Origin of the sequence: Rhizobium sp. L51/94, from assembly GCF_019355555.1 — a bacterium.
Taxonomy (GTDB): Bacteria; Pseudomonadota; Alphaproteobacteria; order Rhizobiales; family Rhizobiaceae; genus Rhizobium; species Rhizobium rhododendri.
Window position 1 is genome coordinate 62,463 of the sequence record NZ_CP072143.1, and the last position, 18,264, is coordinate 80,726.

Consider the following 18,264-nt stretch of genomic DNA (forward strand, 5'->3'; position numbering starts at 1 on the left):
GATATCAGTATGCCTTGTCGGCCGTATCGCCCGCGTTGGACTTGTTAACAAGCAGCGGGGGGTTGTCGACGACAGGCTCCAGCTTCTCGCCGGCGAAGAACTTTTTGATGTTCTCGACCTGGATCTGTGCGAGCTTGGCGGGTTCCTGGATAGCTCCGGCCTTTAGGATGGAGTTCTCCTGGATATTCTGGACCCCGAGCTTGTCGACGAAGGCATAGAGCTTCACGTCATTACGGCTCAGCTGCTGGATCGCGGCAAGAGCGCCAAGAGCCGACGGTTCCGTGTCCGAGTAGACGATGTTGATGTCGGGATGACCCTGAAGCATTTCGGTCGTCACCTTCAGGGAAGTCGTTTCTTCGACCTTGCCGTTGACTAGCGCGACGAACTTCACGTTCGGATTCGATGCCAGAGCTTCTTTGAAGCCGTCGTCGCGGGCGATGGCGGCGACCGACGTCGGCTCTCCTACGATGCCGATGACGGCCTTGCCGTCCTTGCCGATATCGTTGAGTAGCTGCTTGCCGATATAAGCTCCGCCGGCCTTCTGGTCGGTCTGCACCGCCTGTTCGACCTTGAGGCCCTCGGCCTTGAGGCCCTCGGGATCCGGGAGCAGGTTGATCGTGAAGACCGGAATCTTCGCCTGATTGAGTTCCGACACCGATGCGACGCAAGGGCCCGACGATACGCAGTTCAGCGCGACGGCTGAAACGCCCTGCTGAACAAGCGTTTGTACCTGCGAGAGCTGCTTGGCGTCGTCGTTGTCGGCGATCAGAACGCGCACTTCGAAGCCCTGAGCCGCGCCATTCTGCTCGAAGCTTTTCTTCATGGCGACGTAGTAGGGATTGGTCAGGTTCGGCAGCGCCACACCAAGGACTTTCTTGTCCTGTGCGTGTGCCAGCGAAGCGCACACGGTAAGGCTAAGCCCCAACACGGCGCATGCGGAATTCCTCCAGAGTTTTTTCATCGTAGTCTCCTCCTATTTTGATGAAATCGAACGGTATTCGTCGCCCGCGATCTCGCGGGTTAGACCTCAGGCGCTGCCGGAAAGCTTCTTCTTCAGAATCTTCGCCCATGGCAGGGAAAGACGGCTGGATGCCCGCATGGTGTCAAAGGTGACGCCGACCAGAATGATCACGCCGATGACGAGCGGCTGCCAATATGCGCTGACGTTAAGCACGTTCATGAGATTGGAAATGGTGGCGATCAACGTCGCACCGATCATGGCTCCGTAGACCGATCCGATGCCGCCAAAAAGGCTGACGCCGCCAACCACGGCTCCGGCGATCGAGAAGAAGAGCTCGTCGCCGCGTCCTGCCGTCGGATATCCGGTCATCAGGCGGGAGCCATAGATCAGGCCGCCGCATGCACCGCAAAAACCAGAGATCGCATATACGAGGACCGTGATCCGCGAGGTGTTGACCCCTGCCAGGCGGGCCGCTTCGGCGTTGCCGCCGACCGCGAAGATATGGGTTCCGGTCACGGTCCGCTTGATGAAGATGGCGGCGGCGGCGATTGCGATCGCAAGGGCAATGACCGGGAAGGGAATGCCGAAGATACGAGCCTGACCGATGAAGCGGTATCCGAACTGCATGACGCGGATGGATTCGGCTCCCGTGACGATCTGCGGGATCGAAGCGGCGACGCCCATCATCGCGAAGGTCACGATGAACGGCGGCACGCCCGTCTTATCGATGATCAGGCCGTTGACTGCGCCGACGAGCGCGCCGACTGCCAGCACCGCTACGGCCGCCACAGGCCAGGGAAGACCGAGGCTGTCCATGAAGACGGCTGCAAGCACGCATGTCATCGCGACGATCGAACCGCACGAGAGGTCGATACCGCCCGTAAACAGCACGAATGACTGGCCGAGGCACAGAAATCCGATAACCGCTCCGTTGAGCAGCAGGACAATGATGTTGGAAAGCGTCAGGAAGTTGGGTGACGCCAAGGCTCCGCCTATCATGACGACGAGGAGGACGAAGGCGATCCCGGCTTCGGCGGGTATCTTGATGCCGCGTGCCTCACGTGGTTGAAGCTGTGTCATATCAGTCATTGTCCTCTCTCCCCGTTGCGAGGCGTTGGGCCTTTCTGTAGGCCTCGCGTACCTCCTCAGCCCGGTCGAATGCGTGCGCGTTCGGCTCGGCGACGATCTGATAGTTGGGCTGCCATTCTTCGGCGACCGCCGACGTGTGTCGTCCACTCAATGCTGCTGCTGCCTGGACCGCGGCACCTGCGGCGGCGGCCTCGGCGACATCACATGTCCAGACGGGCTTTCCGGTCAGGTCGGCCAATATCTGGCGATAGGCTCTCGACTTGGACGCGCCTCCGGTGACTATCAATCGACCGTCCGTCTCAAGTCCGAGGGATGCCAGCAAGTCGCCGCCTTCGAGTAGGCCGCAGATCACTCCTTCAATGGAAGCTCTTGCGATCTGGCTAGGCTCGACATCGCTTCGCAGGCCCATGAGATGCCCGGTCGCATCCGGGAAATTGGGCGACCGCTCGCCGTCCAGGTAAGGAACGAGTACAAGGCCACGAGCACCGGGCGTCGTGTCCAGGGCCAGCGTATCGAACTCTTCCGTTGATGCCCGAAGGATGCGACGGAAAGCATCGGTGACCTTCGCGGCGTTCAGGGTCGTGATCATGGGAAGGAAGCCGTCGGCGGCATCGGCATAGCCGTTGATCGCACCGGTCTCGTCCTTTATCCCTACCGAGGTGCGCCCGTAGAACGTGCCGCTGGTGCCGAGGGAGATCACGGTGTCGCCCTTGCGGATACCCATTCCGAGAGCGGCCGTCATGTTGTCGCCCGAGCCGGCCCCAACCACAGCGCCTTGCAACGCTTCCAGACCATCGATGCGCTGGACCGGTCCGGAGACTGCGCTGGAGTCTATAATGTCGGGAAGAACGCTTGCCCAATCGATGCCGGGAACCGCCGTGGCGGCCAAGTCGAAATCCCACTGGTTCTTGAACGGATCGAAATAGCCCGTCCCGGAAGAAATTCCGCGCTCGGAGGCTGACCGACCCGACAGACGGTAGAGAAGATAGTCCGACGGGAGCATGATGCGCTTCGCTTTCGCCACCAGACCCGGGAACACCCGTTCTGTCCATGCGAGCTTGCTGATCGTCAGGGCCGGGGCGGGATCGATCCCGTCTTGGCTGCCCATTCGGCGGGCGAGACCTTCTCGCGCAGCCGAATGGCATCTGGCGCTGATTCCGTGTCGTTCCACAATTTCGCATCGCGAAGCGGACGGCCCTCTGCGTCGAGCATCACAAGCCCGTGGCCCTGGCTACCGACGGAAATGGCGGCAATCCGTGGAAGGTAATCGGCGAGCTCTTCGAAGGCCAGGCACAGGGCATCCCACCATGCATTTGGTGATTGCTCGCTATGAGGTGGCGTGGTTTTGGGATGCGGCTTGCGTGCTTCGGCGACCACCTTGCCATCTTCAATGCGCCGCAGCACGACCGTGCATGACTGCGTCGACGAATCGATCCCGGCGACGATATCCCGAGCCATGATCAGCCCTCCGCCTTCTGCAGACGCTCCAGGCTTTTTTCGGCGTCGCGGCCAACCGCGCCGGAGGGGTGCGTAAATAAGACTTGGTCCCAGCTATAGCCGCGAGCCACGCGGCACACTTCAACAAGCGCGTCAGTGATCGCGGCGGTCGCGAGCGAGCTGCCCGTGGCGACAACAGCACCTAGATCACTTTCCGGGGGAAGCGCCAGATGAACGACATGATCCGACATCAACGCCAATGCCGAGTTGGGGTCGGCGGTAATGGAGATCAGGCCTGCGCAAAGCGTCTTTGCCCGCTTGCAGAAATCGTTCAGTTCGTCGGAGCTTCCGCCCTTGGACAAAGCCAGCACCAGATCGTCCGCCTGGAGAACGCCGAGACCGCCATGGAGCCCGTCAGCGGGCGGAAGGTAGAAGGCCGGAGTGCCGCCAACGGACAGCAGATGCGCGGCCCTGCTGGCGATCGCGCCGGAGGTTCCGCTGCCGGTGACGAGTATCTTCCCGTTGCACTGGCTGAACTTCTTCGCAATTTCAAGGAACGTGGCATCTACGCCGTCGAGCGTTCCGAGAACGGCGGCCGCGTCCGCGCGGATAACCTGTCTGGCGCGGGCAAGCCAATCGTTTTCTTGTTGCATGAAGTCCTCCCTTACTGCGGAGAGGAAATATATCAACTTCGCAAATACGTCAAGTGAGTGCCTGCGTGCTCATTTGAGCGCTACGAACATTCGGTCAGTTTTCGAGCGACGCCTGCGTCGGTGATCAGGGTCGTGATCCAGTTGCCTTTGAGAACAGCCCGGATCGCATCCGCCTTTTCAAGTCCGCCTCCGATCCCGATGCGTTCGGGAATTTTGCGAAGCTGCTCGGTGCTGAGGCAAAGTCCGCTCTTGTCCAGTGGGCTGGGGATTGCTGATCCGTCTTCGGATATGAGAGTCGCGCACACGTCAGCAAATACATTGCTTTTCAGAGCATCTCGACGCCAGTCGTCCGGAAATCCAAAACTGAGGCAGGACTCCTGAGGACGCCAAGATCCTATCCCTACGGCAAGAACATCGATCTTGTCATAGCGAGACATGGCGTTTGCAATCGACGTCTCGTTGCGAAGCTTTGCGATCAGGCCCGGATCGTCGACCCACATGGGGCCGAACAAAGGATAGGCTGTCCCGCCGCTGGCACTGGCGAACCTGCGAACCAGCTCCGTGGGATTTTGGGATAGGTCCAGGCCTGCGGGACTTCCTCCTGCCTGAACGACATCGACTTTGGGAATTCTGGTCAGTGCCTTTGCTGTAGCGGACAAGGTACGACCCCATGAAATCCCAAGCAGTTGTCCGTCTAAAAGGGACTCCTCGAGAAATTCGGCGGCTAGAAGCCCTAAGGGTTCAAAAAGGTTTTTCGCCGCCACATCTGGTCCATCGAGGACAAGTGCTGCCTTAAGATGGTATTTCCGCCTGAGGTTTTCCGCGAGTTCGGTGTTGAGATCGCCCTGGTCGTTAATCTCAATCTTTACAATGCCGTCGGCGAGGGCGGTATCCAGTAGCCGTGCTACTTTGAACCGTGAAATGCCGAGTTCGTCGGCGATCTGGGATTTCGTGTGTTGCTCGATATAATATCGACGTGCAACGAGCGAAGCCTGGAGCTTCTGGAGTGGACGTCTTGGCATTTGAGAAGCTCCCCGCTCATTTGATGCGATGCGCTCTCTTTTGGCAGAAAGGAGGTGTGAGGGCAACTGAGGCTAAGATCAGGAACTACAGAACTCACACTTTCACGCCGCCGCTCATCACCCATTGGTGCGGTAGACAATATGACCCGAGCATTCCGACCGAAGAGATTTCGGTTCGGCCCCTACAAATGCACAATAGTTACTTTCACCTCATTCCCTCCTAGATTTTCGACGGCTAGGTTTGTCTTTCAGGCGAATAGCGATTTCGCGAGATAATCCACCGGAGTCCATCTGCGAGCCCGCCATTTTCACACGTCCCGCCAATAAAATCCGCTACATGCTTGACCGGCTCGATAGCATTCGCAACAGTCAACTTCAGACCCGCAAAATTTAGCATGGATAGGTCGTTTTCACCGTCGCCCGCAGCGATGCATTGCGCTGGAGAAATTCCGAACATTTGATGATGCAGCGCCTTTCGAGGTAGTATCGGCGATAATTTCTAAATTTCTTTCGCTGGACTGAACAAAAGTAACACCTCGAGCTCGATTTCGGTTGAAATCAACTACTCTTGCTCGTTTCTCCTCGTCAGCACCAATGCTCATTATCTTATACGGGTTTCCCGGCAGCTCAGCATTTCGAGAAACGAGATTTAGGACTTCGCCGGTGAGATCGATTTCTCGCCGAATGTTAGGGGTCTCCCGCAAGGCGAACGCGCCTTCATTGGTGTACCAAAGCGCGTCCATTTCGAGCTCCTCTATACAATCCATAACCGCCAAGGCAGCTTTACGAGGGACGGGGTCCTCAGAAATCGCTAGCATTGAGTCAAGGCTGCCAATCCATGCACCATTAAAGCATATGCAGAGATCGGTGCATTGAAGAAGCGTGGCATACGGCCTAAGTGCAAGTGGAGATCGGGCGGTTGCAAGAACGAATTTCAAGCCCCTGCGCCTGATATCTGCGACTGCCTCCAGCACTTGCCGTGGAATTCTATATTCCTCCGTCAACAATGTCCTATCAACATCACTTAGCAAAAGCCGATAGTGATTGATATAATTTTCAATATCTGTTGCCTTGAGCATTCCATTATTTCTCGTGTATTCTGGTGTCCAACGCTGACAGAATGCCTTGCGCTGGGTAGATACTGACAAGGCTCTCTACTCAGAGTGTTTACTTGAGTAGTGCTGCTCTCGCTCGATCCCGTAGCAATCATTGTCTATTAGTTAGTCAAACCGCTTCAAAAGAGCGAGTTGTCTTTGAGAGAACTCGAAAATTGTCGCGGATATATTCTGCTGCTCGCAATGCTAGTGCTGAGATTGTGGGCGTCGGATTTACGACGCCCCCTGTCGTCAGAACACTGCCATCTACAAGGAAAAGATTTGGGACATCCCATGACTGGTTCCACTTGTTGACGACAGAGTTTTCCCGGTCTGCGCCCATCCGACAGGTTCCCAGCATATGCCAGGCGGGCGTTCGGTAGATCCCCTGCTCATCGCGGAAATCCTGCAGGCTATACTCGAAAGCCCCGGCGGCATTGGCGATATCTTTGATCCTGTCGAGCATGTAGTTCATCATCCGCTTGTCGTTTTCGCCCGGCTGATAATGTGTGGCTGCGGCCGGAACGCCGTCAGAATCGGTGAGATGAGGGTCAAGCGTCACGCGGTTGTTGGGATTTGGCAGGTCATCGCCAATTGCGAATATCCCCATGCCGTGGCCGAAATGACGCTGGAACCACTTGTGATGATCACGACCCCAAGGCGCCTTTGTCGGCGAAAACCATCCAGCTGCCGTTTCTCCAGCAGAAGGCGAGCTGGTAAGACAATTGAAGTTGAAACCATTCACGAACCCGCGCGAAACGTCCGTTTCTGCAAACTCTCGTGAGATGAGCGAAGCAACGTAGCCGGTATGCCCGTCAACGGGCTCATCCACCCAAATCTCGCCGGCAACGAGTGTGTGATGGAGAAGATTGCGGCCCACTTGATCGGACTGGTTGGCCATGTTCCCCGAGGCAAGCAGCAACCGTGGGGTGCCGACACCATTTGCCGCCACGATGACAACGCGCGCTTTTTGGAAATATGTCACACCTGTTTCGCGGTCGATGTAGTGAGCGCCCGTCGCACGACCGTCAATACCTTTTTCAATTCTCAGAACACGAGAATTGATGCGAAGTTCGGTACCTGCAGCAAGCGCCTTTGGCCAGATCGACCGGGCATAGTTGCTCATCGAGCCACGCGGGCAACCATTGCAGGTGCCGCACCCATTGCATGCCGGGCGACCGTCATAGTCTTGCGACACGACACCCGCTTCGGCCGGCCACCAGTGCCAATCCAGTTTGTCGAAAGCTGATGCCAGCCGTCTCGCGACCTTCGAATGTGGTAGTGGGCCGGTAGGACATTGGTCGCGGGCTGGCATTGCAGGATCGCCCGTTAGCCCAGACACCCCAACGAGACGGTCGGCCCACTCGTAGTAGGGTGCAACATCCTCATAACTGATCGGCCAGTCCGGCTGCAACCCATGTTCGGTGCCCTTTCGGAAGTCAGATGGCCGATAACGCGGCCAGATCGCCCCATAAACATTGGTCGAACCGCCAACCCCATTCCACATCAGAATCTGCGAGGAATCCGACTTGACCGGATAATCTTCTCTCCGATCCCGTCTGTTCACGTCCGGGTTCCACTGCGTTTTCCGCTGCCAGGTCCAATCGGAATGTAAATGTGGCAGATCTTGCGCCGATACCCATGAGCCCTGTTCGAGACAGACCACATCGAGGCCGGCCTCAGAAAGCACAAGCGCTGCAAGCGAACCCGTAGCGCCTGCGCCGACGATCAATACATCGCATGTTCTCGACTCGTTCATCGCAATACTCCCCATTGTCTGGTTTTATTTTCCTCCAGGCGCAGCTGCGATATGTCGAGGGGCCGGACTGATTCCGTCGTCAAGAAAAACCCACGGCCATGCTCCGGCCGGTCGCTGCTCATGTCAAATGGTGCCAAGGGGTAGCCTGTGACATGTGGGCGAATGGAATACGGCCGGCCTGTCGCCTGAATCGCGGCCACGACAGTCGGCTGCTCGTAGTAGGCAAGCACACTTGCCGTGTAGATCCAGTCAAACAAGCGCGGCTGCTGCCTGAAGAATGTCTCAACGATGGCGATGCGTGCTTGGTGGCGATGTCCTGCTAGCGGGCCGCCAGCGGCGGCTATCGCTGCTGTGAGTTCGTGAAGACCATCTCGAAAGAGGTTTTCGGAAATGCGCATGGCCAGCACGCCATGCACACCGAGCGACGACGCGGATGGCCATACTTCGTCGCCTGGAAGAAGCACATCGACGAGATCAGCCAAGAGCTGGGACGCGTCAGGTGAACTGAGATGATGTTCCACAGCAGGTAGATCTGAGGATATGTTGTCACGCATGTGGCACCATAACCGTGAAGGACGCGAAACGGTCCAATGACTGGCCGGGTTCAAGCATCACCAGTCCGTCTAGTTCGCCGGCTTGGCCGGGCGAGGGTTTATGCGACGTGGGCTCGAAACAGAAGAATGTCGCCTTTGCTGGGGCATAGATAATGTAGTCACTGCAATCGGAAGAGAAAGCTAGGCTCCAGGCGCCGTCTGCGGCCTCCCAGCTGTAGTGCGCCTCGCCAGTCCATCCCCCAAAACCATGATCGATGTCGCTGTCTGGCAGTGGTCGTGCCTGACTGAATTGCCATTCCGGTTTGGGTTTTTCAGCGTATGTTGGGATCTTGTCGGCCCCCGATATCCAAACAAGTTCAGCCGGTGCGTAGAGGGTTCCGCTTGCCCTTCGTGGCAGCCAGGGATGAAAGCCGAGACCGAGACCGACTGGCCGGTCCAACTTGTTTGTTACCCCAAGCGAGATGGTGAGGTTGTTTTCTGACAGTCGGTAATCCATCTGTGCTGAGAAGGGCGGTGGCCCCTCGTGCTCGAGGCCGAGGCTCAGGAAGTCGGTGGATTGCGAAAGAACAGTCCATTCTGTGTAAGCGCCCCAGCCATGGATCGGGAACTCTTCATTCGGCCGATTGGCGGGAATATGGAGAGATCCGTCAGAGGTCGGCAGAACGGCGGGTGACAACCTGCTCACCCAAGGTACGAGCGGGTAACATGACGATGAGTTGGGATCGAACGGTACCGTATTCAAGTCGGACTCCGCGCTTGGCCTAAAGATTGGCTCAGGCGAACCTATAATGCGCTTTGCCTCGAAGCAAACCGCCGCCCCGCCGAGTGCGGGTGCGACCGATAAACGAAGGAGACTATTTTCAAGACTGACGATATCTGCCATTTTGTGTTGTCCATTCTAAATTGGCCGCGGGCTTGCTTTGTTGGTTCAGTTTCCCATGACAGGGTGCGATGCTGAACTCACGAAAGCCGGGCTGTACTGACAGCGTCAAAAATGTGAGGTGTTCCTACCACGGCAATTCCGACCCGATCACCGGGTCGTACAGACGTGCGTCCGGCAATCACTGCCACAGCACGTTCTCCGTGCAACCGCCCATGAAGGTGAGTTTCCGCCCCCGTTGGTTCGACAAGGTCGACGTCGAGAAGGAGATCCGGTTCTGTATCTGCCACCGACAGAATTTCTGGACGAAGGCCGATAATGATGTCCTGTCCGCATTCAGCGCCATCGGGCAGGGAGAGCACCTTACCATCTGCCGTCCGTGCGAGGTGGCTATCAATAGTATCGACGCGCGCGGGCAGGAACGTCATTGTTGGAGAGCCGAGAAAGCCAGCAACAAAAATGTTCTCTGGTCGATCATAGAGTTCGATTGGTGTGCCAATCTGTTCAACTCGGCCCTTATTCATAACAACAATGCGATCCGCCATCGTCATGGCCTCGACCTGGTCATGTGTCACGTAGATGATCGTCGTTCCAAGCCTGGCGTGCAGACCTTTGATCTCGGCGCGCATCTGGACACGCAGCTTTGCATCCAGATTGGAAAGCGGCTCATCGAAAAGAAAGACCGACGGTTCGCGAACAATGGCGCGACCCATTGCGACGCGTTGACGTTGGCCGCCCGAAAGCTGGCGAGGGTACCGTTCGAGATAATCATGAAGATTGAGGATAGACGCTGCCTTTTCAATCTTGGCGGGGAGTTGCTCAGGGGGTTCCTTGCGCACTTTCGGTCCATAGGCGATATTCTCCCGGGCCGTCATGTGGGGATAGAGAGCGTAGGACTGGAAAACCATGGAGATGTTGCGCTGTTGTGGCCTTAAGTCGTTCGCCCTCACACCTCCAATGTGAAGTTCGCCTTCGGTGGTCGTTTCAAGGCCAGCCACCATGCGCAGCAGGGTTGATTTCCCACAGCCTGACGGGCCGACAAGAACGAGGAACTCACCGTCTCTAACATCAAGATCGAGGGCCTCGATGATATGTGCCCCGTCGTAACGTTTCCCGATTTTCCTGAGTGAGATTTGTGCCATTATCGTCCCTCAAATAGCATTATTGTTGCGTGGAAAATCGCCGCGGATGCCGACCAGACGTGGGCTTGGGCCTTTTGATGGTGCAGCGGCTGTCGTCTCATTTCACCGCTCCGCTGCTCAACCCACCGATAAGAAACCTCTGTAGCCATGCGAACAGAACGGCGACCGGAAGTGTTGCGACGAGCGTGGCGGCCATCACGTAGTGCCACTCGACCTCATATCGCCCTGCCACCATCGAGAAGATCTGGATTGGCAGCGTGAAATGCTCCTCTTTGCGCAGCAAAGTGAGCGCGAGCGCAAACTCATTCCACGCATTGATAAATGTGAAGATCCCGGTCACTGCGATGGCGGGCACTGAAAGTGGCAAGAATACCGACCGCAACGATCGCAATCGGGAGGCACCTTCAAGCCAGGCGGATTCCTCCAGATCAGCGGGAATGGAATCGAAATATCCACGCATCATCCAGACTGCAAATGCGATCTGAAACGCTGTGTAGATCACCACCACCGTACTGATCGAATCGACAAGACCAAGCCAGACGACAAGCCGGAACAGTCCCAACACCAGAACGATCGGCGACAGCATCTGCGTAACCAGCAAAAAGTCGCTGTAAGGCTGCTTGAAAGAAAATCGAAACCGAGACATCGCATAGGCCGCCGGTATGCTGATCAGTGTTGCCAGAAGGGTGGAGCCGACCGAGACGTAGAGACTGTTCCAGAGGGCTTGCCCAAAATTCGACGAATGCCACATGTCAATAAAGTTTTGCCAGGCAAACCGGTGCGGCAGCCATTCGACGGATGCCACCACCTCGTCCGCCGGCTTCAAGGCGGTGAACAACATGACCGCGAATGGAAACAAATTCAGGAGAATAAGGGGCGAAAGTGCCAGCCAGCAGAGCAGGCTTCGTCCGACATGTCCGCGATCAGTCATGGCTTTGGGTTCCTCGTACAGCGCGCAGATACAGGAGCGTAAAGACAAGCAACGAGCACATTGACGGCTTTGCCGTCGCCTCCCTGCTCGACGCCATAGCTATTCGCAGGGCGGGTCCCCTGAACCCGATACTTCTATATCCGGGCGTGACGATTTCGGCGGCAGCAGTGGTCGAAAGCCTCGACCTGATCATCAGTGTTTCTAGCCTTGATGAGCTCCGCCAATGGACGGCCGTCATCGACCGGCTGCGGGTGTTCATCAAGCTTGACCTTGGGTTTTTCAGGGCAGGCGCTACGCCTGCGCAGGCCAAGAAGCTGATTGCAGCCGCCGCCACTGATCCCAATATCCGCCTTGAGGGGATTTACGCTCATATGAGTGAACTGCCGAGCGCGCGGCCCACCGATGCGACCATTCAACATCGACGAATGACTGACGTCATCCGCGCTCTTGACGATATCGGTATTCACCCACCGCTTGTCATGATGTCGAGCACCGACGGTGTCCTGAACCATCCTGAAATGGATTTTGACGCTGTCGATCCCGGAGCGTTGTTCGTTGGCATCGGCGAAAACTCGGCACGTGCACGCAAAGTCGAGCTCCGTCCCGCTCTGAAGGCAATTTCGACACACCTCGTCAGCGTCAAGCGCCTCGATACGTCGCTTGGTCCAGTGCCAGATTTACCAGGATATATTCCTGGCATGATGGTCGGCGTCATCGGGATGGGATGGGGTGATGGTGTGCCCCGCCAAAATACGAGAGACACGTTTGCTCTTGTCCGTGGGAGTCGTGCCAAATTGCTGGCACCGGCGCATCTTGAGCACATACGGGTTGATCTGACTGAGATCCCAGACGCACGAACCGGAGATGAGGTCGTTCTTCTCGGCCAACAGGGGTCTGAAACGATTATGCATGACGAAGTCTGCGCCGCTTGGGGAACAGACATCGTCGGTCTTTACGCCGAGCTGCGAGACCATATCCCGCGGCGCTATCTCTAAACCAAATCTCAAGGAACCCGATGACCATATTGACACGATCACTCACCCTGCTGTCCCTTTTGATGGTCGCCGGATCGGCCTTGGCTGATGAGCAGCGATCAATCAAGATCGCAACCGAAGGCGCATTTCCGCCCTGGAATGCGGTCGATACGTCCGGAAACGCGACCGGATTTGATGTCGACGCCGGGAAGGCAATCTGTGCACGTGCTAGACTACGGTGCGACTTCGTCACCCAGGCATGGGACGGTATCATTCCGGCTTTGACGGTCGGCAAGGTGGACGCGATCATGGCCGGCATGTCGATCACCGAAAAACGAAAGGCTGTCATCGGGTTTTCTGAACCTTATGCCCTCACATCAAATTATTTTGCTGTTGCAAAGGCTTTAAAACTTCCACCCATGGACACCACAGCCCGGCTCAACCTCAACAACGCAGAGCCTGCTTCCCTGCTGGCCTTGAAGTCCAACCTCCAAGGCAAAATCGTTGGGGTCCAGGGCTCGACGAATGCCGAAGCCTTTGTCCGCGCCTATCTTGGCGATTCCGTAGAAGTCCGCGTCTACGATAAACAGGACAATCTCAATCTTGATCTTGGCGCTGGGCGTATCGATGCGGGATTGGCAGACTATTCAGTTTGGAAGGGTTTTCTTGAGACCAATGACGGGAAAGCAATGACGCTATACGGCCCACGAATCTCCGGCGGCATGTTCGGTCCAGGCGTTGGCATAGGCTTGCGAAAGCAGGACATGGAACTCGCCGGCCAATTCAATGCCGCCATCGAGACACTGAAAACTGATGGCACGCTGCGGGCGCTGAGCCTAAAATGGTTTGGAACGGATCTCGTGTCGGATTGAAGTGGTGGGTCATGCCGCAAGTCCGCAAAAAGGGCTTGGCGGCGGGAAAGGTGGCCTTATATCTGAAGGATATTGCTAAGCCGCAATCTTCCCGATCTCCCGCTTTGCTGCCTGAACGAGAAATCCTGACCTGGTCAAACCATGTGCTTCTGCATAGGCGTCCACCTCCTGCAAGACATCCTCCGGGATAGTGATGTTTACGCGGACGGCCTTTTTTGTTTCTGTCTTTAGCGAAACAAGAATGGCGGTACCTGAAGAATTATGAGGATCGGCCATAATGTCGGTGAGGGAAGAGGCTTCAGGGATAGCCTCTCCGTCTTCGACAAGACCATCGACGTGAAAAGCCAAAGCCTCTTTGGCCATGCGACGAGCATCATCCAAGTCAGTGCCGGCTGTTACGACACCCGGGAAGTCAGGAAAGGAAACACCGTAATCGCTTTCAGCTTCCTTGTGGATCAGTCCGATATAGTTGCGCATAGTGATTACCTCAGTTTTAGCCCAGATTGCTTTTCGATGCTCTTGAGCGTCCCCATCGGGATATCTCGCTTAGGATGAGGAACGGTTACACGGCCTCGCTTTGTCGGGTGTTTAAGCTGGACATGGCTGCCTTTCTTGGCAACCTCAAACCATCCATCATTCGTCAAGGCAGAAATAATATCGACGCTCTTCATAGGAACCATATACACACGATATGTGTATAATTCAAGGTAGTGTAGAGACGTTTCGGTTTTGCGGTAAGCCGAGAGCCATTCAACGGAAAACAAGGCGTGATTGGCGGCGTCGCGTACGAAATGCACGCGCGCCCGACGACCGACCCGGGCAACGGCTTCAAGAGATTTACCGAGCAAACCTTTTATGCTCCGTCTCGGCGTGGCCTGGCTAAGTGCTCCGCAAAGGGTATCGTCTGCCCATCAACAAATTGAATCGATGGAGATCGCCTGATTCAAAAGTGTCGTTGGACGTAGGAACCTGTGCTAGCCAATCTAGCCTCATGATGATCACCCAACCCTACAGCGTCTACATCGAGCGGACGGACAAGGCAGAGAACAAAGCGCGCTTTTATGCAATGTCGATAGAACCGACATTGTTCGGCGACGCGTCGCTGTTGCGACGGTGGGGTCGGATCGGATCAACCGGGCGGCAGAAAATCCATTGCTTCGAGAATGAAAGCCAAGCTGTAGAGCTGTTTCTAGCCATCGTCCGGCAAAAGCGAGCCAGGGGTTATAAGCCTAGGCTCGCTGCCCGAGTTAAATTGTAAGCGCCGCCATGACGCATCACTTCCCCCACGGTTTGCAAGCGAATGGGATGCGATTGTGATCCGTCAGTCAGCAGGACCACGCCCAGCAGGGAGCAACCGTTTCCTAAGGCAGAGTTTGCAGAATGGATCCGTAGAAGTCCTGCAGATGTGAAATTTAGCGAGATTTTCAGCCGCATTGACTGAAACCGACGGCAATAAAGGGCAGTTCTGTTGACACTAGCCGTTCTGCAGTCGAAAAGAATCTCACCCGCACATGGAGATAGCAATGGCTGACGAAACCGAAACAGGCGCGCAAATTGATGTTGCAGCACCAGGGGCTCCAACTGAGGCGCCTGCGTCTAAAAAACAGCGCGCGCCTCGTCGTTCTAAGGCCGAGATTGAAGCCGCTGCAGCTGCAAAGAAACCAATGGTTCGCCAGAAACGGATTGGCAAGGCTGAAGCCGCACCAGTGAGCGGAACAACGACCGTAGCGGCTGCAACGAAGAAAACGGTGGCCAAGGGTCCTGCAAATGCCAAGCCTGTTAGTCAGCCGGCAACACCGCCAGCGCCTCTCACTGCTGCTGATGAGATGGCTGATCTTCTTCAGCTTGAGGAAGAAAACAAGAAGCTTCGTCAGGCTTTGGCCGAAAAGTTGCGCGCGGAAAATGCTGATCTGCGCAAGCGCCTCGGCGTTTGAGCTGGCTGCAGCGTTGTTCGCTGCTCGCGCAATCGATCTCCGTTACTAGCGAATAGCTTAGCTTTTAAAATATCCTGGCTCGGTTTCGAGCCGGGACGGAGCTGTTAGAATCGTTACACATCTGCCGCTCAGAAAGACGTCCTATGAAACCACCTTGAAAATATCTAGCGCAGCTGCTGTCCCGGCAAAGATCCTCCGGGACGGCGGACGAAGCAGGCGCGCCTGCCAGCGCTCAAAAGCTTGTCGCAATAGAACTGCGGCCAGCTGCGACTATCCTGCTCTCGTCCCAGGAGGCTATCTCTGGAACCGAGCGAGTCGACGGGGAGGAGTCTGAAGACCTCGCACCGGCGTCGGCGGCGATCGAGAACGAAATCGTTCCCGAGACGCCCAATCTGCCACTGGACTAACCTGAAGCAGCTAAGGCCGAGGTGACAAAGGAAAAAGCGCAATCCAACTCCGATCCGTTAGAGGAGCGGCCAGAGGTAGAGGCTGCTGCTCAGTTGCCGAAGCTTCGGCAGGCGAGGTCGAAGATCGCAAAGACAGTCCTCGTCGGCTCGCCAGTCGAAATTCCTGGCGCCATCGCGGACTTGCCCATTTCTGCCGCATCTTCGAATAGGGACCCGTTCTTTGAAAACGCGACAAGCCTGGATGAAGACATCAAACACCTCAAGGATCTGCTGGCGCAAAAGTTACGTATCCAAAATGCCCAGCTCAGAGAAATGCTCAAGCGCTTCGAACGCACCTGAGTACGCAGACTATAATCAGAGAAGAAAATGAGAACACAGCAGCGCAGTTTCGTCGTCGAAATCAAATCGGCACGCCGGCGATTAAAAACACAGCCGAAATCCATCTGGGGCAACACCGATTTCGCGGCTCTGGTGAGGGATACCGAGGCAACCCTGCCGTTTCTGCCCAACGCCAACTCGGAAACCCCGATCAGTCGTGAAAACATGGCAAGCGACCTGAAAAAGCAGATCGAAGTCGCCGAGGTCAGCGAGGCCGGTGGAGAAACGCCTCGCGCGGTGCCGCCAGTCGATCCCGACAAAAATGAGCAGAATCAGCAAGATGCGGTTTCCAATGATAGTCAGGCCGTGAAGGTGCCCGCCAGTGAGCCGACACGCCAGACAGTAAAGGCGCTTAAGCGTCGTTACACACGTCGTAGGTCTGTTGCCGAGGATGCAATCGCAGCGCCTTCTGTCGCGATGGCGGTCGACGTAATCGGGACTCACTCCGATGACTTGGCATTGCTTTCTGCCGAAAACCTGCGCCTGAAGCGGCTCCTCGCGGAACAACTGAGGCACCAGAATGCACAGCTTAGGCAGATGTTAGAACGTTTTGGGATCGCCTCACGGGCAAATTGAGGCCGTGTCGCAGTGCAGTCTCGTTTGGCGCATTAGGGAAATGGTCTTCAAGCACCCGCCGCTTTGACAGCGATCGAGCCATTGCTCGCGCCGGCTCGGGAGGTACTAGATACAGACGGTCATTTCGGAGCGACCGACAATTCTGCCTACGCTTATCCATCAAAGCAGGTTTCAAGGATGACGAATGCCGTATTTCCTGGTCTCTCACACCGCGCTGGTCGAGGCGGATGATGAAGCAACCGCTGCCGCGAAAGTTTATAGAGAAATTTGCGACAAAGAGAACATCACCTTCACTGTTACGGCCGATGAGAACGTCACAACGAAAATCACGATCCCTACGCGCACGAGCACCTAACTCGATGCCTTGGGCGCGTTCTGCGAACTCACCTGAATCCAGTCGAGCGAGGCACCTCAACGCAGCAGTCGGGGGATCCTGATGAAATATATCAACGAGGATCCGCCAAGCATCTTAAACGCGTTTGCGTCCGTCATGGCCTCAACTGTTCTGGTCGAGTTGCAAGCGAAGCGGACGGACTTGGCAACGGGGAGATCACACTTGCGCGGTATTCGACACGCGACATAGTCGAAGTCGAGCACGCCATGTCCTACCGCGCAGAGATCTTGAAACATACACGGAGCCATGGCGCCGACCGACATCATGTCGATCGTGCAATAGACAAGCAGGATATAGCGATCCGCACAAGTACATCAGCGACACCGCCGAGACCGGATGGTCTTCCTGGAGAACGATCGCGATCTCGGCGTTAAGAATGGCACGCTTGGGACTGTGAAGGCCGTCGAGCCCGACGCACTACATGTGGAGCTCGACGGCAGTATGCTGTCGCCAGGGGATGGAGTTGGCTTGGTCAAGATAGACACAAATTCTTATCAAAGTCTTGATCATGGCTATGCGACGACAATCCACAAGAACCAGGGTGCGCCACGGGGATCGATCGACAAGGCGGTTGCCGCCGCTGTCATGAACGCCGCTCGCTGGGATGAGGGGATTGCCGCAGTCGGCAAGCCCGAAGGATGCGTGTTATTGCCGATGCCAGTGCTCTCGTGCGTGCCAATCAGCAGGCGTTCACGACCTGTGCGGAAAAGAGGTGGCTGCCAACGCAAAGAGCGAGCTGCCTTGCACGCTCGCGGCTGCCGTGCTTCCTTCCGACTAACTAGCATTCCGTCAGCCACCAGATTTTACAGGCCAAACAATGATAAAATCGGAACTCGTCCAAATTGTCGCGAGGCGCAATCCCCACCTCTACTACGGAGACGTAGAGCGCATCGTCGACATCATTCTCGAGGGAATTGCCGGGGCCCTGGAAAAGGGCAGCAGGGTCGAGCTTCGTGGGTTCGGGAGCTTCTCCGTTCGACACCGCCCGCCGCGGTCCGGGCGAAACCCGCGGAACGGGGAGACCGTATTTGTCGATGATAAATGGGTGCCATTTTTCAAGGCCGGAAAGGAAATGCAAGAGCGCTTGAATTTCGAGAGTTCGTAATCTGGAGCGTATCCCGAAGCGAACCAAAGGTTTCGATGCGAGCGCTGTCGCCGTGCCCAAAGGATCGGCATCAGGCTCTTGCGGGAAACCAAGTCCTCACAG

20 protein-coding genes and 3 pseudogenes are annotated in these 18,264 nt (G+C 56.4%); 9 read left to right on the plus strand and 14 right to left on the minus strand.

Features of this window, described 5'->3' with window-relative positions; all coding sequences use genetic code 11:
• Positions 1-4 precede the first annotated feature (4 nt).
• From J5274_RS24485 to J5274_RS24540, 12 genes and pseudogenes are all read right to left on the minus strand, one after another.
• Positions 5-961 carry a substrate-binding domain-containing protein gene (locus J5274_RS24485; RefSeq protein ID WP_219275866.1) on the minus strand — a complete coding sequence of 319 codons (957 nt, stop codon included), beginning with the start codon at positions 959-961 and terminating at the stop codon, positions 5-7.
• Between the two features lie 66 nt (positions 962-1,027).
• Positions 1,028-2,050: an ABC transporter permease gene (locus J5274_RS24490; protein ID WP_219275868.1), complete on the minus strand. Its 1,023-nt coding sequence runs from the start codon at positions 2,048-2,050 to the stop codon at positions 1,028-1,030.
• On the minus strand, positions 2,043-2,792 hold the full coding sequence (locus J5274_RS24495; protein WP_374113775.1) for an FGGY-family carbohydrate kinase: 750 nt from the start codon (positions 2,790-2,792) through the stop codon (positions 2,043-2,045). Before J5274_RS24495 ends, J5274_RS24490 begins: the two co-directional genes overlap by 8 nt.
• 42 nt (positions 2,793-2,834) lie before the next feature.
• Positions 2,835-3,508, minus strand: a pseudogene (locus tag J5274_RS29460) (FGGY family carbohydrate kinase); the annotation flags it as partial.
• A gap of 2 nt (positions 3,509-3,510) precedes the next feature.
• Positions 3,511-4,140, minus strand: a complete 630-nt coding sequence (locus J5274_RS24500; protein ID WP_219275869.1) for an SIS domain-containing protein — start codon at positions 4,138-4,140, stop codon at positions 3,511-3,513.
• 80 nt (positions 4,141-4,220) lie between these two features.
• A complete protein-coding gene (locus J5274_RS24505; protein WP_219275871.1) occupies positions 4,221-5,162 on the minus strand; it encodes a sugar-binding transcriptional regulator in 942 nt (313 codons plus the stop codon).
• A 235-nt stretch (positions 5,163-5,397) separates the two neighbouring features.
• Positions 5,398-6,241, minus strand: a pseudogene (locus J5274_RS24515) (HAD-IIB family hydrolase).
• Between the two features lie 145 nt (positions 6,242-6,386).
• Positions 6,387-8,015, minus strand: a complete 1,629-nt coding sequence (locus tag J5274_RS24520; protein ID WP_219275876.1) for a GMC family oxidoreductase — start codon at positions 8,013-8,015, stop codon at positions 6,387-6,389.
• On the minus strand, positions 8,012-8,569 hold the full coding sequence (locus tag J5274_RS24525) for a hypothetical protein (protein ID WP_219275877.1): 558 nt from the start codon (positions 8,567-8,569) through the stop codon (positions 8,012-8,014). The genes J5274_RS24520 and J5274_RS24525 overlap by 4 nt, the downstream gene beginning before the upstream one ends.
• Positions 8,562-9,452, minus strand: a complete 891-nt coding sequence (locus J5274_RS24530; RefSeq protein WP_219275878.1) for a hypothetical protein — start codon at positions 9,450-9,452, stop codon at positions 8,562-8,564. Before J5274_RS24530 ends, J5274_RS24525 begins: the two co-directional genes overlap by 8 nt.
• 77 nt (positions 9,453-9,529) lie before the next feature.
• Positions 9,530-10,591, minus strand: coding sequence for an ABC transporter ATP-binding protein (locus J5274_RS24535; protein ID WP_219275879.1), 1,062 nt, complete (start codon positions 10,589-10,591; stop codon positions 9,530-9,532).
• A 97-nt stretch (positions 10,592-10,688) separates the two neighbouring features.
• Positions 10,689-11,522, minus strand: coding sequence for a carbohydrate ABC transporter permease (locus J5274_RS24540; RefSeq protein ID WP_219275880.1), 834 nt, complete (start codon positions 11,520-11,522; stop codon positions 10,689-10,691).
• Here J5274_RS24540 and J5274_RS24545 point away from each other — a divergent pair.
• Both J5274_RS24545 and J5274_RS24550 read left to right on the plus strand, forming a co-directional pair.
• Positions 11,474-12,517, plus strand: coding sequence for an alanine racemase (locus J5274_RS24545; RefSeq protein WP_219275882.1), 1,044 nt, complete (start codon positions 11,474-11,476; stop codon positions 12,515-12,517). The genes J5274_RS24540 and J5274_RS24545 overlap by 49 nt on opposite strands.
• A gap of 62 nt (positions 12,518-12,579) precedes the next feature.
• Entirely contained in the window at positions 12,580-13,368 is a 789-nt protein-coding gene (locus J5274_RS24550; protein WP_374113776.1) for a transporter substrate-binding domain-containing protein, read from the plus strand.
• A 75-nt stretch (positions 13,369-13,443) separates the two neighbouring features.
• Here the strand turns inward: J5274_RS24550 and J5274_RS24555 are convergent, their stop codons facing one another.
• The gene (locus tag J5274_RS24555) at positions 13,444-13,845 is read right to left on the minus strand and encodes a type II toxin-antitoxin system HicB family antitoxin (RefSeq protein ID WP_219275884.1); all 402 of its coding nucleotides are present in this window, start codon (positions 13,843-13,845) and stop codon (positions 13,444-13,446) included.
• A gap of 5 nt (positions 13,846-13,850) precedes the next feature.
• Positions 13,851-14,039: a type II toxin-antitoxin system HicA family toxin gene (locus tag J5274_RS24560; RefSeq protein WP_142832462.1), complete on the minus strand. Its 189-nt coding sequence runs from the start codon at positions 14,037-14,039 to the stop codon at positions 13,851-13,853.
• Between the two features lie 395 nt (positions 14,040-14,434).
• Here J5274_RS24560 and J5274_RS24565 point away from each other — a divergent pair, with 395 nt between their 5' ends.
• The 7 genes and pseudogenes from J5274_RS24565 (at position 14,435) to J5274_RS24590 (ending at position 18,162) form a co-directional block, all read left to right on the plus strand.
• Complete coding sequence (locus J5274_RS24565; RefSeq protein ID WP_307877654.1) at positions 14,435-14,626, plus strand: WGR domain-containing protein; 192 nt, start codon at positions 14,435-14,437, stop codon at positions 14,624-14,626.
• Between the two features lie 265 nt (positions 14,627-14,891).
• The gene (locus J5274_RS24570; RefSeq protein ID WP_219275888.1) at positions 14,892-15,302 is read left to right on the plus strand and encodes a SyrB-like regulator; all 411 of its coding nucleotides are present in this window, start codon (positions 14,892-14,894) and stop codon (positions 15,300-15,302) included.
• A 428-nt stretch (positions 15,303-15,730) separates the two neighbouring features.
• Positions 15,731-16,048 (plus strand): hypothetical protein, encoded by a 318-nt coding sequence (locus J5274_RS24575; protein WP_219275890.1) that lies wholly within the window; start codon positions 15,731-15,733, stop codon positions 16,046-16,048.
• Positions 16,049-16,075: 27 nt separating this feature from the next.
• On the plus strand, positions 16,076-16,663 hold the full coding sequence (locus tag J5274_RS24580) for a hypothetical protein (RefSeq protein WP_219275892.1): 588 nt from the start codon (positions 16,076-16,078) through the stop codon (positions 16,661-16,663).
• Positions 16,664-16,847: 184 nt separating this feature from the next.
• Positions 16,848-17,018, plus strand: a complete 171-nt coding sequence (locus J5274_RS24585) for a hypothetical protein (protein WP_219275894.1) — start codon at positions 16,848-16,850, stop codon at positions 17,016-17,018.
• Between the two features lie 363 nt (positions 17,019-17,381).
• Positions 17,382-17,639: pseudogene (locus J5274_RS29095) on the plus strand (hypothetical protein); the annotation flags it as partial.
• A 235-nt stretch (positions 17,640-17,874) separates the two neighbouring features.
• Positions 17,875-18,162 carry an integration host factor subunit beta gene (locus J5274_RS24590; RefSeq protein ID WP_219275896.1) on the plus strand — a complete coding sequence of 96 codons (288 nt, stop codon included), beginning with the start codon at positions 17,875-17,877 and terminating at the stop codon, positions 18,160-18,162.
• Positions 18,163-18,264: the final 102 nt, after the last annotated feature.

Bases quoted from the DNA above. Each gene is read 5' to 3' on its own strand.
- J5274_RS24485 (WP_219275866.1), bottom strand. From the start codon at position 961: ATGAAAAAACTCTGGAGGAATTCCGCATGCGCCGTGTTGGGGCTTAGC.
- J5274_RS24490 (WP_219275868.1), bottom strand. From the start codon at position 2,050: ATGACTGATATGACACAGCTTCAACCACGTGAGGCACGCGGCATCAAG.
- J5274_RS24495 (WP_374113775.1), bottom strand. From the start codon at position 2,792: ATGACGGCCGCTCTCGGAATGGGTATCCGCAAGGGCGACACCGTGATC.
- J5274_RS24500 (WP_219275869.1), bottom strand. From the start codon at position 4,140: ATGCAACAAGAAAACGATTGGCTTGCCCGCGCCAGACAGGTTATCCGC.
- J5274_RS24505 (WP_219275871.1), bottom strand. From the start codon at position 5,162: ATGCCAAGACGTCCACTCCAGAAGCTCCAGGCTTCGCTCGTTGCACGT.
- J5274_RS24520 (WP_219275876.1), bottom strand. From the start codon at position 8,015: ATGAACGAGTCGAGAACATGCGATGTATTGATCGTCGGCGCAGGCGCT.
- J5274_RS24525 (WP_219275877.1), bottom strand. From the start codon at position 8,569: ATGCGTGACAACATATCCTCAGATCTACCTGCTGTGGAACATCATCTC.
- J5274_RS24530 (WP_219275878.1), bottom strand. From the start codon at position 9,452: ATGGCAGATATCGTCAGTCTTGAAAATAGTCTCCTTCGTTTATCGGTC.
- J5274_RS24535 (WP_219275879.1), bottom strand. From the start codon at position 10,591: ATGGCACAAATCTCACTCAGGAAAATCGGGAAACGTTACGACGGGGCA.
- J5274_RS24540 (WP_219275880.1), bottom strand. From the start codon at position 11,522: ATGACTGATCGCGGACATGTCGGACGAAGCCTGCTCTGCTGGCTGGCA.
- J5274_RS24550 (WP_374113776.1), top strand. From the start codon at position 12,580: ATGGTCGCCGGATCGGCCTTGGCTGATGAGCAGCGATCAATCAAGATC.
- J5274_RS24555 (WP_219275884.1), bottom strand. From the start codon at position 13,845: ATGCGCAACTATATCGGACTGATCCACAAGGAAGCTGAAAGCGATTAC.
- J5274_RS24560 (WP_142832462.1), bottom strand. From the start codon at position 14,039: ATGAAGAGCGTCGATATTATTTCTGCCTTGACGAATGATGGATGGTTT.
- J5274_RS24565 (WP_307877654.1), top strand. From the start codon at position 14,435: ATGTCGATAGAACCGACATTGTTCGGCGACGCGTCGCTGTTGCGACGG.
- J5274_RS24570 (WP_219275888.1), top strand. From the start codon at position 14,892: ATGGCTGACGAAACCGAAACAGGCGCGCAAATTGATGTTGCAGCACCA.
- J5274_RS24580 (WP_219275892.1), top strand. From the start codon at position 16,076: ATGAGAACACAGCAGCGCAGTTTCGTCGTCGAAATCAAATCGGCACGC.
- J5274_RS24585 (WP_219275894.1), top strand. From the start codon at position 16,848: ATGCCGTATTTCCTGGTCTCTCACACCGCGCTGGTCGAGGCGGATGAT.
- J5274_RS24590 (WP_219275896.1), top strand. From the start codon at position 17,875: ATGATAAAATCGGAACTCGTCCAAATTGTCGCGAGGCGCAATCCCCAC.